Raw genomic sequence first — 14,681 nt, 5'->3', positions numbered from 1 at the left:
GCTGTCGGTATGGACCCCCTCTTTGCCCCCACGATGCGATTAGTCCGCCGCGTGGTCTTCGAGCGTCACGCCTGCTTGGCGCATCCTTGCCAGCATCGTCTCGACGGAACCGTTGAGGTCGATCCCGCGGCAGGCATCGAGCCTGACAGTGGTTGTGAACCCCTGTTTGACCGCGTCGAGCGCCGAGAAGGCAACGCAGAAATCGGTCGCCAGGCCGACCAGGGTCAGCGTGTCGATGCCGCGCTCCCTGAGATAGCCGGCAAGGCCGGTCGGCGTTGTGTGGTCGTTCTCGAAGAAGGCCGAATAGCTGTCGATATCAGGCCGAAATCCCTTGCGGATGACGAGCTCGGCCTTGGTCCAGGCAAGACCCGAGTGAAAATCCGACCCGAGGCTGCCCTGGATGCAATGGTCCGGCCACAATGTCTGCTGGCCGTAGGGCATCTCAATGGTTTCGAAAGGCTGGGCGCCTGGATGGCTTGAGGCAAAGCTCGAATGGCCGGCTGGATGCCAGTCCTGCGTCAGCACCACATGGTCGGTTCGCCGGATCAGGTCGTTGACCAGCGGCACGATCTCGTCGCCGCCGGCCACTGCCAGCGCGCCGCCAGGGCAAAAATCGTTCTGCAGGTCGATGACGACAAGCGCTTCCTCGGCCATGGGGTTCCTTCCTGGCGGTATCGGGCTCGGGCCCCCAGGGGGATCCCGGCGAAAGAAAGCCGCTGGCGCGACCGAGAAAGAAACTTGACCAGATGGCGAGCCGCGTCAACCATTACAGCGTCGCACGTGCCCCCTGGACGCGCGAAGAGCGCTGCTGCACCTGGATTTACGCAAGACAAATGCGTGGCGGCGGTGGTCGTGCGGGTGCCTTGCAAACTCCGGCTTTGACAATTTCTGCCGACTTGATATCATTTGCATACGAATGAATTTGAGCCGGGCCCAGACGCCGGCAAGTTCCCTCGGAAAGGCCCTTTTTCTGGGAAGGCAAAGCGTGATCCGTTACGCGAAACCCACCACGGTCGACGAGGCGCTCGCCCTGCTTGGCGAAGCTTCGTGGCGCATCCTTGCCGGCGGCACCGACTTCTACCCGGCGCAAGGCAGCAAGCCTTTCCGCGACAATGTGCTCGACATCAACGGGCTGGCGGCCCTGCGCGGCATTGCGGAGACCGAAACGCACTGGCGGATCGGCGCGCGCACCAGTTGGACCGATATCGTTCGCCATCCCTTGCCGCCAGCCTTCGATGCGCTGAAAGCGGCGGCGCGGGAGGTCGGGTCCGTTCAGATCCAGAATGTCGCCTCGATCGCCGGCAACCTCTGCAACGCTTCGCCGGCCGCGGATGGCGTGCCGGCGCTGCTGGTGCTCAATGCCGAGGTCGAACTGCGCTCGGCGCAAGCGATGCGCCACCTGCCGCTCGGGGAATTCGTCCTCGGCAATCGCCGCACGGACCTGCGGCCCGGCGAGATGGTTACCGCCATCCGCGTGCCGAAAACGGCCGGCACAGGTATGTCGGCTTTCGTCAAGCTCGGCGCGCGGCGCTATCTCGTCATCTCCATCGCCATGGCGGCGGCACGCCTGGTCGTGCAGGACGGCATCGTCGCGCAAGCGGCGGTCGCCGTCGGTTCCTGCTCGGCTGTCGCAAAGCGGCTCGGCGGGGTCGAGGCGGCCCTGCGCGGACTGGCGGCGGATCATGGACTGGCCGCAGCGGTTCTCGCCGCGCCGATGGAAGAGCTGTCGCCGATCGGCGACGTGCGCAGCAGCGCCGAATACCGGCAGGACGCGGCGCGCGAAATCGTTGTCCGCGCCGTGCTGGCGGCTGCGGGGCCGGTGAATGGTGACAGGGCGGCGGCATGAACAAAGCACAGCCTGACATCAGCCAAGGTCGACCCGGCGGAGCCCTTTCCGACAGTGACGCAGGTCAGCCCCGCCTCGCACGCGCCGAGATCACCTTCGCGGTCAATGGCGCCGCCGTCTCGGTCAACGTGCCACCGCTGCGCCGGCTGTCCTCGGTGCTGCGCGACGAATTGCTGCTGACGGGGACCAAGGTCGGCTGCGACGCCGGCGACTGCGGCGCCTGCACGGTGCTGGTCGATGGCGAACCGGTCTGCGCCTGCCTGATGCCGGCCGCGTCGGCCGCCGGGGCCTCGGTGACGACGGTCGAAGGGCTCGCCCATGGCCGGCTGTCGGCGCTGCAGGCCTCCTTCCTGGCACATGGCGCGGCGCAGTGCGGCATCTGCACGCCCGGCCTGCTGGTGGCGGCGACCGCTCTGCTGGACAAGAAAGCCAGGCCGAGCGAAATCGAGGTGCAGGATGCGCTGGGCGGCGTCCTCTGCCGTTGCACCGGGTACCGGAAGATCGTCGCTGCGGTGATGGAGGCAGGGCGGGAAGAACCATCAAACGACGGCGCCGCCCCTCATCCGTCTGCCGGCACCTTCTCCCCGTATAGTGACGGAGAGAAGGGAAGCGCTCCAGCGTCGGGTATCCCCTCTCCCCGTTCTTTACGGGGAGAGGGTGCGGGTGAGGGGCAGCGCCAGCTTCACCAATTGGATCGCGATCTTGACCGAAGAATGCCAGCCTCGGGCAACGCGGTCGGCTCCTCCCCGATCCGGCTCGATGGCGTGCCGAAGGTGACCGGCGGTGAAAAATTCGGCGGCGATTCCTTCCCGGCCGATGCGCTGGCGGTGCTGGTGATCCGCTCGCCGCACTACCATGCCAGCTTCGCCTTCGGCGACCTCGACGGCTGGACAAAAGCTCGTCCCGGCATCGCCGGTGTCTTTACGGCCGCCGATATCCCGGGAAAGAACTGTTTCGGCGTCATCGGTCCGTTCGCCGACCAGCCGGCTCTCGCCGAAGGCTTGGCGCGGTTTCGCGGCGAGGCGGTGGCGCTGGTGGCCGGCGAGCGTGAGGCGATGCTCGATCTCGACCTGTCGGATTTCCCGATTCGCTGGACCGAACTGCCACATCTGTTGCAGCCTTGCGAGGCACAGGCCGAAGGTGCGGCGCTGATCCATGCGAACCGCCCGGCCAACCTTCTGACCAAGGGTTTCGTCGAACGCGGCGATCCCGAGGCGGCGCTTGCCGATGCCGCCGTCATCGTGACCGGTGCGATCGAGACGTCCTATGTCGAGCATGCCTATATCGAGCCGGAAGCCGGCCATGCCTATATGGATGGCGACACGCTGGTCGTCGTCGCCTGCACGCAGGCGCCCTATATGGATCGCGACGAGACGGCGAAGGTGCTGGGCCTGCCCGTCGACAAGGTGCGCATCGTGCCGACCGCGACCGGCGGCGGTTTTGGTTCCAAACTCGACGTGTCCCTGCAACCGCTGATTGGCCTGGTGGCGATGAAGACCGGGCGACCGGCTTCGCTTGCCTACACACGCAATGAATCGATGATGTCGACCACCAAGCGTCATCCAGCCGAGATGAAAGCGACCATTGGAGCCGACGCCGAGGGTCATGTCACCGGCATGATTTTCTCAGGCGATTTCAACACCGGCGCCTATGCCAGCTGGGGACCGACGGTAGCCAACCGCGTGCCGGTGCATGCCTCCGGTCCCTATGCGACACCGCACTACCGCGCCGAAGGCCGCGCCATCCATACAAATGGGCCGATTTCCGGCGCCTTTCGCGGCTTCGGCGTGCCGCAGGCGACAATCATGCAGGAGACGCTGTATGACGAGCTGGCCGATAAGCTCGGGATTGACCGACTCGATTTTCGCTTGAAGAACTGCCTTCGGAACGGCTCCGAAACGGTTACCGGGCAAAGGCTGGAGTCCGGCGTCGGCATTGCCGAATGCCTCGATGTCCTGCGGCCGCATTGGTCGCGTGCAACGGCTGACGCGGATGCCTTCAACAGTGCCAACGTGGATAAAAAGCGCGGCGTCGGCATCGCGTCCTGCTGGTATGGCTGCGGCAACACCTCGCTACCCAATCCGTCGACCATCCGGGTCGGAATTGCGGCGTCAGGCGAGATCATCCTGCACCAGGGCGCCGTCGACATCGGCCAGGGCTCCAACACCGTCGTCACGCAAATCTGCGCCGACGCGCTCGGTCTGCCCCTGGAAAGGTTCCGGCTGAAAAACGCCGACACCGCGATCACTCCCGATGCCGGCAAGACCTCGGCCTCGCGCCAGACCTTCGTCACCGGCAAGGCGGCCGAGAAGGCGGGCCGTGCCTTGCGCGATGAGATCCTGCGTTTTGCCAATGTCTCGCAAAAGGCGTCGCTTCAACTCGACGGCCCGACGATTATCATCTGCGAGGGCGAAGCGATCCGCCGCGTCGATCTTGGCGCCCTCGAAGCGGATGCCGACGGCTTCGTCTTCCGCGCTGAGGAGACTTACGACCCGCCGACCTTGCCGCTCGACGCCAAGGGCCAGGGCAAGCCCTATGCGGTCTATGGTTACGGCGCGCAGATCGCCGAGCTCGAGGTCGACCTCAAGCTCGGCACGGTCAAGCTGGTCAAGATCACCGCCGCGCACGATGTCGGCAAGGCAATCAACCCGCTGCTGGTCGAGGGCCAGATCGAGGGCGGCATCGCGCAAGGCATCGGCATGGCGCTGATGGAAGAGTATATTCCCGGCCGCACCGAGAACCTGCACGATTATCTCATTCCAACCATCGGCGACGTGCCGCCGATCGAGACGGTATTGATCGAGGTGCCAGACCCGGAAGGGCCGTTCGGCGCCAAGGGCCTGGGTGAACATGTGCTGATCCCGACGGCGCCGGCGATCCTCAACGCCATCCGCCATGCGACCGGTATTGCGATCACCAAAGTTCCGGCGACGCCGACTCGCATCCGCGCCGCCATTCGCGAGAAGGAGGCATGCCGATGAGCGAGCTTGCCGAACGCTTCGAAACCCATGATCCCGGCGAGAAGCTGGTGGCGGAGAAGATCCGCTGCGATGCCTGCCCCGTGATGTGCTACATCGCAGATGGCCGCACCGGGGCTTGCGACCGCTACGGCAATGCCGGCGGCCGGATCGTGCGCATGGACCCGCTGACCATTCTCGATCATACCGCCGAGATCGACGGCGCTGTCGTGCCCTTCGTCGCAGAGGGCGAGGCCTGGGACGGCGAACTGGTCAACACCGGCCGCCGCTTCGTCACGGCGATCGGCGCCGGAACCACCTATCCCGACTACAAGCCGGCGCCCTTCATCGTCAGCCAGCAGGTCGAGGGCGTCGATCTCGTCACCGTCGTCACGGAGGGCATCTTCTCCTATTGCGGCGTCAAGGTGAAGATCGATACCGACCGTCATATCGGACCCGAAACGGCTGTCGTACGCTCGCAAGGCGAGGCGATCGGCCATGTCACGACGGGCGAATATGGCTCGCAGATGCTGTCGCTGGGCGGCGTGCATCATCTGACCGGCGGCTCCAAGGCTGAAGGCCGCGCCACCTGCGATGCGCTGCTCGATCTGTGCAACCGCAAGCCGGTGGAACTGACCATCGACGGCGGCGCCACTATAATAGTCGAAGCCGGCAAACCGCCTGTCATCGACGGCAAGCAGGAGCATCGCATGCGGGTCGGCTGCGGGTCGGCGACCATCGGCATGTTCGCCACGCAATGGCGCGGGCTGGTCGACGAGGTGGTGGTGGTCGACGACCACATAACCGGCGTCGTCTCCGAGCATCAGGCCGGCAAGGTGCTGGGCTGGCAGGACACGGGGATAAAGATCATCGGCCGCCGCTCGACGCCTGGGCGCTATTTCAAGGTCTCCGAGCCCGGCCTCGGCTGGGGCGGCACCAGCATATCCGACCCGCTGTCGATCCTGGGCGAATGGAACGCCAGGAGGGGCGCGCGGCCCGGCCTGTCGCTGCTGATGGTTTCGACCACCGGCGAGCAGTTCGCCTATTACGAGCTCGACGACGATCTGAAGCCGGTCGAAAAACCGTTTCCCGAGCGACTGCGAAAATCCGTAGGGCTGATCGAGGACAATTGCGAGCCGGCGCTGTGCACCGTGCTGTTCGTCGGCGGCGCCGGCGGCTCGCTGCGCGCCGGCGTCACCGAAAATCCGGTCAACCTGACCCGTTCCGTGCAGGGCCTGACCACCTATGTGACGGTCGGCGGCGCGCCGGTCTATGTCTGGCCGGGCGGCGGCATCACCCTGATGGTGGATGTGATGCGTGTGCCGGAAGGCGCCTTCGGCTATGTGCCGACGCCGGCGCTGGTGGCGCCGATCGAATTCACGCTGCGCCGCGACGATTATATCAGGCTCGGTGGCTACGAAGCCGAGATCCGCAGCGTCGAGGATGTCGTCGCCAAGGGCGGCGAGTACCTGAACGCGCGCCAGGGCGGCGGTGCGCCGGCCGGCAATCCGTGGCCGCCGCTGGCGCAGTTGCGGCGCGCGCCCGCGAACGGGGCCTCGTGACGATGAACGGTCCGCAAGCGCATTGGCTCGGGGACGGCAGGCGGCTGCACCTCAACCACGGGCCGATCGACCTGATCGTCGAGGTCTTTGGGACGCCAGGCGAATGCCGGCGAGCTTATGAGCAGGCCGTGGCGCGGTTCCAGACCATCCTGCCAGAACTGGTGGAGGAATTGCCCGAGTTGCGCCGGCCGGCCACGTTGCGCCCGCGCGCCTTCGCCGGCCCGACGGCGCGGCGCATGGAAGCGGCAGTTACCCCGTTGGCGGACGACTTCATCACGCCGATGGCCGCCGTCGCCGGTTCGGTAGCCGACGAAATACTTGCCGCGCTGAGTGCCGGACGAAAACTCGATCGTGCTTACGTCAACAATGGCGGCGACAGCGCGCTGCATCTCGATGCCGGCCAATCGATCACCCTTGCCATTGCCGGCACCGGCCATGGCCTTGCCGACCGCATCGTCATCCGCGCCGAGGACGAGGTAGGCGGCGTTGCCACCAGCGGCTGGCGCGGGCGCTCGTTTTCGCTCGGCATCGCCGACGCCGTCACCGTGCTGGCGAGGACCGGCGCCGAGGCCGATGCCGCGGCGACGCTGATCGCCAATGCCGTCGACTTGGCCAACCATCCCGCTATTCGGCGTGTGCCCGCGCATGATCTGGCGCCGGACAACGACCTTGGCGACAGGCTGGTGACGCAAGAGGTCGGGCCTCTTTCTGCCGAAGAGATTGCCACGGCGCTGGACAGCGGACTTGCCGTCGCCGAAGATTTCCGCCGCAGGGGACTGATCGCCGCATCGGCGCTGTTCCTCGCCGGCCAGACCCGCATCGAGGGCTCAATAGCGCTTGCCGCGCCCGACAAAAGTCCAGGGAAGGAAGTTGCCCATGCCTGAGTTTCCGATCCGCAAGATCGTGGTGCTGACCGAAGAGATCTTTCATGAGGGCGGGCCGGAGGCCAAGGTGCCGCGCCGCCGTGCCGCCGCCATGGCACTGGTGAAGAACCCGTTCGCCGGGCGCTATGTCGAGGAGTTGCAGAGCGCCATGGACGATCTGAAGCCGCTTGGCCTGCTGCTCGCCGACCGGCTGATCGCGGCATTGGGTGGCGACGTGAAGCAGATCGACGGCTATGGCAAAGGCGCCATCGTCGGCATATCGGGCGAACTCGAGCATGGCGCGCTTTGGCATGTGCCGGGCGGCTACGCCATGCGCGAGCGGCTCGGCGGCGCCAAGGCGATCGTGCCGTCGGCCAAGAAGGTCGGCGCCTTCGGCTCGCGGCTGGATGTGCCTCTCGGCCACATCAACGCCGCCTATGTGCGCAGCCATTTCGATGCGATGGAAGTCGGCGTCGGCGACGGACCGCGCCCCGATGAGATCCTGTTCTGCCTCGCCATGACCTGCGGTCCGCGCGTGCACAATCGCATGGGCGGCCTGGCCGCCGACGACATCAAGGCCTGGGACGGGCTGCGGTGAGCGGCGAGGACAATCTGCTGAAGCTGGTCGAGGTCGAGGAGGCCGACGATCAGGACTACCACCTGCAGGAACAGGTCGGCTTCATCCTGCGCAAGGCGCACCAGCGCCATGTCTCGATCTTCGCGGCGCGTATCGGCGACCTGACGCCGCCGCAATTCGCGGCACTGGCCAAGCTGCGCGATGTCGGCGAGACTTCGCAGAACCAGCTCGGTACGCTGATCGCCATGGATGCGGCGACGGTCAAGGGCGTCATCGACCGGCTGAAGGCGCGCGGCCTCGTCGAGCTCTCCAAGCACGAGGGCGACAAGAGGCGGCTGCTGGTCAATTTGACCGCCGAGGGGCGACAGGCGATCGAACGCCTGATCCCGCTGGCGCGCGAGATTACGGAGGAAACCTTGGCACCGCTCACGGCCAAGGAGATCGCCACCTTCATGAAGCTGCTGGCGAAATTGGCGTAGGGGCCGGCGACGAGGTCCTTCCTCTCCCTCCGGAGGGGAATAGGCGACGCTGCGAAGCGGCAACGGAGTGGGAAGCCACCTGGCCACCGCCGCCGACGGATATTGAAAGGGGAACAGGGCGCGCGCCAAGTGTCGACCCCCACTCCGTCGAGCTGCGCTCGACACCTCTCCCCCGATCGACGGGGGAGAGGAAGGTCCCTGGGACGAAGAACCTGGACCTTGGGCCGGCAATTATCTCCGGCGAAAACTCAGAGGCCGTTGTCCTTCAGCACCTGGGCGGCGTTTTCCTTGGTGATCTTTTGCGTCGGCAAGGTGATGGTCTTTTCGACCTTCTCGCCGTTGAGGAACTTGATCGCCTGGCGCAAGCCTTCCGCGCCCGGGGTCACATAGGTGAAGGTCGCCGTCAGCTCACCCTTGTTCACCATTTGCACGCCTTCGTTCGGCAGGCCGTCGATGCCGATGAACTTGATGTCCTTCTCGCGGCCGACATCCTTGGCGGCGAGGTAGGCGCCGTAGGCCATGGGGTCGTTGTGGCCGTAGACGAGATCGATCTTCTCGTTGCTCTTCAGCGCGTTGGCCATCAGATTGTAGGCCTGGTCTTGCTTCCAGTCACCCGACTGCTGGTCGAGCAGGTACTTGATGCCCGGCTCCTTGTCGGTGAACTCATGGAAGCCGTCGTGGCGGTCATGCGCCGGCTGGGTGCCCATGCCGCCCCAGATCTCGACGACGTTGCCCGATGCCTTGCCCTTGCCGCCGAGCAGCTCGACGGCATATTCGCCGGCCGCGCGGCCGATCAGCTTGTTGTCGCCGCCGACGAACTGGGTGTAGTCCTTGGTGTCGACATTGCGGTCGAGCACGAAGACCGGGATCTTGGCGTCGATCGCCTGCTGCACGACGCCGGTCAGCCCGGCCGATTCCTTCGGCGACACCAAAAGCGCATCGACCTCCTGGCGGATCAGGTTCTCTACGTCGGCGACCTGCTTCTCGGTCTTGTCCTCGCCGTCGGTGATAATCAGCTCGACCTCGGGATGCTTTGCGGCCTCGGCCAGTATGTCCTTGTTGAACTGCGCGCGCCAAGGCTCGATGGTCGTCACCTGCGAGAAGCCGATCTTCCACTTCTTGTCCTGGGCCAAGGCGTGGCCGGTGGAGAGCAGCGCGGTGGTGGTCAGCAATGCCGCGCCAAGGGCGGCAAGCTTCAGCGTGTCACGTCGTTTCATTTCTTGTTTCCTCCGAGATTGAGAGACCGGGTCTCTTGCGACGGCCGTTTTGCCGCGGCCGTTTCCTTGTGCGCCGCTCCGGGCAGGCGCAGATAGGCTAGGAGATCACCGGCGTTGCGCTCCTGCACGAGCACTGTGCCGATGATGATCATCCCCTTCAGCACCAGCTGAAGGTTCGAATTGATGTTGTGGAGCTGCAATATGTTGGACAGCAGCCCGAAGATCAGCACGCCGCAGAAGGTCCCGGTGAGGCTGCCTCGCCCACCCATCAGGCTGGTGCCGCCGATGACCACGGCGGCGATGGCGTCGAGCTCCAGGCCGGCGCCGGCATCGGGCTTGCCCTGCCGGTACTGAGCGACATAGAGCACCGCGGCAATGCCGGCGAGCAGGCCCGAAACGGCGTAGGTGACGATCTTGACCCGGCCGGCGGCGATGCCGGAAAGCCTGGCCGCCTCCTCGTTGCCTCCGATGGCGTAGACATAGCGGCCGAACGGCGTGAAGCGCAGCACCGCGCCATAGATCAGGATGGCGCCGAGGAAGAACAGGCCGGGCATCGGGACGACTCCGAACACCATGGAGCGCAGCAGCTCGAAATCCTCGGTGGCGTTCGAGCCGGTATAGACCGGCAGCACGGCATTGTTCTGGCCGGCGGTCAGCCGGGCGATGCCCAACGCCGTCACCATCATCGCCAGGGTGACGATGAAGGGCTGCAGACGCCCGGCGACGATGATGAAGCCGTTGAGCGCACCGAACAGCAGGCCCACGCATGGCGCGACCAGCAGCACGCCGAGCACGCCGAATTTGGGCTCGACCTGCGGCAGCAGGTACCACAGGGAAAGACAGCACAGGACCACGCCGACGATTGCCGGCGTGACCAGGCCGCGGGCGCGGTCCAGCCTTGCGTCGCGCGAGGCATCGGCGCCGGCGCGCGACTTTTCGAGATTGAGGAAGACGAAGCGGGTGACGATGAAGCCGAGACAGAGTGCCACCAAGGCGACGGTGGGCACGCCAAGCACCACTCCCGGCGTCACGCCCGGAACCGTCAGCAGCATGGCACAGACCACCGAACAGATTGCCATCAGCGAACCGACGGAAAGGTCGATGCCGCCGGTGATGATCACCGCCGTCATGCCGGTGGCGATCAGGCCGGTGGTCGACACCTGGCGCAGCACGTCGAGCAGATTGCCGTAGGACAGGAAGATGTTGTTGCCCTTGGAACTGACCGGCGAGCCCAGCACGCCGATCAGGAAGATGGCGATCAGGCCCCAATAGAGCTTGGTGCGGGACAGGAGTTTCAAGGCGGTCATGCGGCTGGTCTCGAAATCGTGCGGCGCGGCGCGGCGAGACGCATGATGGCCTCCTCGCTCGCCGCATCGCGGGAAAGGATGCCGGTCTGGCGGCCATCGGCCATCACGAGGATGCGGTCCGAGAGGTGCAGCAGTTCGGGCAATTCGGAGCTGATGACGGCAATGGCCAGCCCGTCGCGCGCAAGCTTGAAGATGAGATCGTAGATCTCGCGCTTGGCGCCCACGTCGATGCCGCGCGTCGGCTCGTCGAGAAGAAGCACGCGCGGCCGTGTCGCCAGCCATTTGCCGATGACGACCTTCTGCTGGTTGCCGCCCGACAGCGTGCCGGCTGGCTGGTCGATGTCCTCGCACCGTATGCCGAGCGCCCGGACCGCCTGGCGCGCCAGCCCCTGTTCGCCGGCCAGCGAACGGATGCCGAAGCGCGCCAGCGATCCGACCAGCGGCAACGCGACGTTGTCTGTAATGGAAGCCTGGAGATGCAGGCCTTGCGTCTTGCGGTCCTCGGTCACCAGCGCAATGCCGAGGCGCCTGGCATCGCGCGGCGAGCGGATCTCGACCGACGCGCCGTCGAGCCGGATCTCGCCGCCGGTGCGGCCATCGCTCGAGCCGAAGATCGCCTCCAGGATTTCGGTGCGCCCTGAACCCAGCAACCCGCCAATACCAAGGATCTCGCCTTCGGCGAGTTCGAAGTTGACGCCGTCGATCACGGTGCGCCAGCCATGGGCGTCGGGTTTCGTCAGCGACAGGTTCTCGACGGAAAGCACGACTTCGCCGCCGTAACGGCGCTCCTCTTCCGAGGAGGCCAGCAGGTCGCGCCCGACCATCGCCGAAATGATGGCGTTCTCGTCGAGCTCGCCCATCGGCCGCGTCAGCACGTGACGTCCGTCGCGAAACACCGTGACCCTGCCCGCCAGGTGCATGACCTCGTCGATGCGGTGCGAGATGTAGACGATGGCGACGCCGCTGTCGGCAAGCTGGCGGATGATGCGGAACAGCCTCTGGCATTCGGCTGGAGAGAGCGCCGAGGTCGGCTCGTCCATGATCAGGATGCGCGCCGACATCGACAGCGCCTTGGCGATCTCGACCAGTTGCTGTTCGCCGACGCGCAAGGTGCCGACACGGGCTTCCGGGTCGAGCTCGATGCCCAGCCGCTGCAGAAGGGCGCTGGCGGCGCGGCTGCTCGCCTTGCGGTCGACGATCAGCCCGGCGATCAGCTTCTCGCGTCCGAGAAAGATGTTGTCGGCGACGTTGAGTTCGGGAACCAGGTTGAGCTCCTGGTGGATGATGGCAATGCCGGCGGCCTCGGCGTCGCGCACGCCGGCGAAATTCGCGGCTACGCCGTCGACGCGAACCGTGCCTTCATAACCCGTGTAGACACCGGAAAGGATTTTCATCAGCGTCGACTTGCCGGCGCCGTTCTCACCCATCAAGGCGTGGACTTCGCCGCGCCGCAGCTCGAAACCGACGTCGACCAAGGCGGCAATGCCGCCGAAGCTCTTGGATATGTGCTCGGCGCTCAGGACGACATCCGAACGGTCCGCCGCCGCAACATCCCCCCGAGCGATGGAATTTCCGTGCTCCATGACAAAGGCGGCCTCCCTTCCGTCGTCGTCTGACGTCATAAACGCTATTCTAAACGTTTCGATCCTGTCAAGCTTCTATCTGGTCACGCGAGATCGCCTCATTTCAATTCTTGCGAAAAACCGCGATATTCCGTAGGTATGAGGCATAGTGAGGCGGCGAAACGTTTCGAAATGGCAGGGCCAAGCAAGACAAGGCAGCGAAGATCGACGGCGCCGACCATGCTTCACGTGGCCGAGGCGGCGCGCGTGTCGGTCGCCACGGTTTCGGCGCTGATCAACGGCACGGCGACCGTCAGCCCGGAGCTCAGCCAGCGCATCGAGCAGGCGATCCGCGATATCGGCTACAAGCGCAATGCGATCGCCCGAAGCCTGAAAATGGGCACCACGCGCACCATTGGATTGACTGTCCCGCACATCACCAATCCGTTCTTCACCGATGTCGTGTCAGTCATCCAGCAGGCCTTCGACCGCGCCGGCTATGCGGTCATGCTGTGCTGCACGGACGAGGACCTCAACACCCAGGACGACCAGATCAGGCTGCTGCTCGACCGCATGGTCGACGGGCTGATCGTGGCGCGCGTCGGCGATGGGACGATCCTCAAGCGCATCGTCGACGACGCCAACGTGCCGGTCGTCCTGCTTGACCGCATCTGTGACGGTGTCGACACGGATGCCGTGGTGCTCGACAACCAGCGCGCCGTGTTCGACGCCATCACCTACCTGATCCATCTCGGGCACCGGCGCATCGGCTACATCACCGGAACGTCGGATATCTCACCGATGCATGATCGCATGGCGGGATATCGCGAAGCGCTTCAGGCAGCCGGTCTGCCGGTGGCCGAAGACCTGATACGTTCCGGCAATTTTCACGAGATCGACGGCTATAACGCGGCCATGCAGTTGTTGTCGCTGCACGACAGGCCGAGCGCGATCTTCTCCGCCAACAATCCGATGGTGATCGGCACCATGAAGGCGATCCGCGATATCGGCCTGTCCTGCCCGGAAGATGTTTCGATCGCCTGTTTCGACGATTTTCCGTGGTCGGACGTGTTTGTCCCGCAACTGACCACGGTGGCGCAGCCGGTGCAGGCGATCGGCGAACAGGCGGCCAATTTGCTGCTCGACCGCCTTGCCGGAAATCGCGACGCGCCGCCGCGCAAGCTGGTGCTCAAGGGCCGGCTGATGATCCGCAATTCATGCCGACCGCTGGCAGCGGTGGCGCAGAGCGTGAGTGCGTAGAGCGGTTCATTGATTGAATCGCTATCGGCAAGCGCCGAGCTGGAAATCTCACGCCGCTTGCGACAGCGATTTGTGGGCGTCAGCCAGGATTTCGAAGGATCTCACCCGAGCCGCATGATCGAATATCTGCGCGGTGACCATCAATTCGTCGGCGCCGGTGCGGCGAACGAAGGCGTCGATGCCTTGCCGCACCGTTTCCGGCGAGCCGACGACGGCGCAGGACAGCGCCTGGCCGAGCATGGACATGGCCATCGGATCGAGATCGCGGTCATAGTTCTCGACCGGTGGCGGCAGTTTTCCGGGGCGGCCGGTGCGCAGATTGACGAAAGCCTGCTGCAGCGAGGTGAACAGCAGCCGCGCCTCAGTGTCGGTGGGCGCCGCAAAGACGTTGAGGCCGAGCATGACATAGGGTTTGTCGAGCTGTTCCGACGGCTGGAAGCGCGAGCGGTAGATGTCCAGCGCATGGTCTAGCTCGGCCGGCGCGAAATGCGAAGCGAAGGCGTAGGGCAGGCCGAGCATGGCGGCAAGCTGGGCGCCATACAGGCTGGAGCCGAGGATCCAGACCGGCACGGTCTGGCCTTCGCCCGGCACGGCGCGCAGCCGCTGGCCCTCTTCCGCCGGCAGGAAATAGCCCATCAGCTCGACGACGTCCTGCGGGAAATTGTCGGCACCGGCCTCGAGATTGCGGCGCAAAGCACGCGCCGTGTTCATGTCCGTACCGGGCGCCCTGCCGAGGCCGAGATCGATGCGGCCGGGGAACAAGGCGGCCAGCGTGCCGAACTGCTCGGCGATGACCAGCGGCGAGTGATTGGGCAGCATGATGCCGCCGGCGCCGACGCGAATGGTTTTAGTGCCGCCGGCGACATGGGCGATGACGACTGACGTGGCGGCACTGGCGATGCCGGGCATGTTGTGATGCTCGGCCAGCCAATAGCGCCTGTAGCCCAGCCGCTCGGCATGGCGGGCAAGATCGAGCGAATTGGCGAGCGAACGCGAGGCATCGCTGCCTTCGACGATCGGCGACAGGTCGAGGACGGAAAGGGCTGCCATG

Annotated in this window: 12 protein-coding genes; 7 read left to right on the top strand and 5 right to left on the bottom strand. The window is 65.4% G+C overall.

Annotated features, from left to right (window positions below):
• Positions 1-39: 39 nt before the first annotated feature.
• A complete protein-coding gene (pncA, locus tag LB533_RS04225; RefSeq protein WP_140639288.1) occupies positions 40-654 on the bottom strand; it encodes a bifunctional nicotinamidase/pyrazinamidase in 615 nt (204 codons plus the stop codon).
• A gap of 331 nt (positions 655-985) precedes the next feature.
• On the opposite strand from pncA, the gene LB533_RS04220 reads away from it, so the two are divergent.
• The 6 genes from LB533_RS04220 to LB533_RS04195 are packed head-to-tail and all read left to right on the top strand — an operon-like array spanning position 986 to position 8,284.
• A complete protein-coding gene (locus LB533_RS04220) occupies positions 986-1,846 on the top strand; it encodes an FAD binding domain-containing protein (RefSeq protein ID WP_140639289.1) in 861 nt (286 codons plus the stop codon).
• Positions 1,843-4,827 (top strand): molybdopterin-dependent oxidoreductase, encoded by a 2,985-nt coding sequence (locus LB533_RS04215; protein WP_224556391.1) that lies wholly within the window; start codon positions 1,843-1,845, stop codon positions 4,825-4,827. The genes LB533_RS04220 and LB533_RS04215 overlap by 4 nt, the downstream gene beginning before the upstream one ends.
• The gene (locus tag LB533_RS04210) at positions 4,824-6,365 is read left to right on the top strand and encodes a 6-hydroxynicotinate reductase (RefSeq protein ID WP_224676723.1); all 1,542 of its coding nucleotides are present in this window, start codon (positions 4,824-4,826) and stop codon (positions 6,363-6,365) included. Before LB533_RS04215 ends, LB533_RS04210 begins: the two co-directional genes overlap by 4 nt.
• 2 nt (positions 6,366-6,367) lie before the next feature.
• Entirely contained in the window at positions 6,368-7,249 is an 882-nt protein-coding gene (locus tag LB533_RS04205) for a UPF0280 family protein (RefSeq protein WP_140639291.1), read from the top strand.
• Complete coding sequence (locus LB533_RS04200; RefSeq protein ID WP_140639292.1) at positions 7,242-7,826, top strand: amino acid synthesis family protein; 585 nt, start codon at positions 7,242-7,244, stop codon at positions 7,824-7,826. The genes LB533_RS04205 and LB533_RS04200 overlap by 8 nt, the downstream gene beginning before the upstream one ends.
• Entirely contained in the window at positions 7,823-8,284 is a 462-nt protein-coding gene (locus tag LB533_RS04195; RefSeq protein WP_140639293.1) for a MarR family winged helix-turn-helix transcriptional regulator, read from the top strand. The genes LB533_RS04200 and LB533_RS04195 overlap by 4 nt, the downstream gene beginning before the upstream one ends.
• A gap of 248 nt (positions 8,285-8,532) precedes the next feature.
• Here LB533_RS04195 and LB533_RS04190 read toward each other — a convergent pair whose 3' ends face one another.
• The 3 genes from LB533_RS04190 to LB533_RS04180 are packed head-to-tail and all read right to left on the bottom strand — an operon-like array spanning position 8,533 to position 12,391.
• The gene (locus tag LB533_RS04190) at positions 8,533-9,501 is read right to left on the bottom strand and encodes a substrate-binding domain-containing protein (RefSeq protein WP_140551609.1); all 969 of its coding nucleotides are present in this window, start codon (positions 9,499-9,501) and stop codon (positions 8,533-8,535) included.
• The gene (locus LB533_RS04185; RefSeq protein ID WP_140551610.1) at positions 9,498-10,808 is read right to left on the bottom strand and encodes an ABC transporter permease; all 1,311 of its coding nucleotides are present in this window, start codon (positions 10,806-10,808) and stop codon (positions 9,498-9,500) included. Before LB533_RS04185 ends, LB533_RS04190 begins: the two co-directional genes overlap by 4 nt.
• Positions 10,805-12,391: a sugar ABC transporter ATP-binding protein gene (locus LB533_RS04180; protein ID WP_140639570.1), complete on the bottom strand. Its 1,587-nt coding sequence runs from the start codon at positions 12,389-12,391 to the stop codon at positions 10,805-10,807. The genes LB533_RS04185 and LB533_RS04180 overlap by 4 nt, the downstream gene beginning before the upstream one ends.
• 219 nt (positions 12,392-12,610) lie before the next feature.
• On the opposite strand from LB533_RS04180, the gene LB533_RS04175 reads away from it, so the two are divergent.
• Complete coding sequence (locus LB533_RS04175) at positions 12,611-13,630, top strand: LacI family DNA-binding transcriptional regulator (RefSeq protein ID WP_140639294.1); 1,020 nt, start codon at positions 12,611-12,613, stop codon at positions 13,628-13,630.
• A 48-nt stretch (positions 13,631-13,678) separates the two neighbouring features.
• Here LB533_RS04175 and LB533_RS04170 read toward each other — a convergent pair whose 3' ends face one another.
• Positions 13,679-14,680: an LLM class flavin-dependent oxidoreductase gene (locus LB533_RS04170; protein WP_140639295.1), complete on the bottom strand. Its 1,002-nt coding sequence runs from the start codon at positions 14,678-14,680 to the stop codon at positions 13,679-13,681.
• Between the last annotated feature and the right edge of the window lies 1 nt (position 14,681).

The sequence above is a fragment of the Mesorhizobium sp. BR1-1-13 genome (assembly GCF_020165515.1).
Lineage (GTDB): Bacteria > Pseudomonadota > Alphaproteobacteria > Rhizobiales > Rhizobiaceae > Mesorhizobium.
This window is presented reverse-complemented; position numbering and strand designations above follow the sequence as displayed.

Excerpts from the sequence above, each read along its gene's own strand:
- LB533_RS04205 (WP_140639291.1), top strand. The coding sequence starts at position 6,368 with ATGAACGGTCCGCAAGCGCATTGGCTCGGGGACGGCAGGCGGCTGCAC.
- LB533_RS04215 (WP_224556391.1), top strand. The coding sequence starts at position 1,843 with ATGAACAAAGCACAGCCTGACATCAGCCAAGGTCGACCCGGCGGAGCC.
- LB533_RS04190 (WP_140551609.1), bottom strand. The coding sequence starts at position 9,501 with ATGAAACGACGTGACACGCTGAAGCTTGCCGCCCTTGGCGCGGCATTG.
- pncA (WP_140639288.1), bottom strand. The coding sequence starts at position 654 with ATGGCCGAGGAAGCGCTTGTCGTCATCGACCTGCAGAACGATTTTTGC.
- LB533_RS04175 (WP_140639294.1), top strand. The coding sequence starts at position 12,611 with ATGCTTCACGTGGCCGAGGCGGCGCGCGTGTCGGTCGCCACGGTTTCG.
- LB533_RS04180 (WP_140639570.1), bottom strand. The coding sequence starts at position 12,391 with ATGGAGCACGGAAATTCCATCGCTCGGGGGGATGTTGCGGCGGCGGAC.
- LB533_RS04200 (WP_140639292.1), top strand. The coding sequence starts at position 7,242 with ATGCCTGAGTTTCCGATCCGCAAGATCGTGGTGCTGACCGAAGAGATC.
- LB533_RS04185 (WP_140551610.1), bottom strand. The coding sequence starts at position 10,808 with ATGACCGCCTTGAAACTCCTGTCCCGCACCAAGCTCTATTGGGGCCTG.
- LB533_RS04170 (WP_140639295.1), bottom strand. The coding sequence starts at position 14,680 with ATGGCAGCCCTTTCCGTCCTCGACCTGTCGCCGATCGTCGAAGGCAGC.
- LB533_RS04210 (WP_224676723.1), top strand. The coding sequence starts at position 4,824 with ATGAGCGAGCTTGCCGAACGCTTCGAAACCCATGATCCCGGCGAGAAG.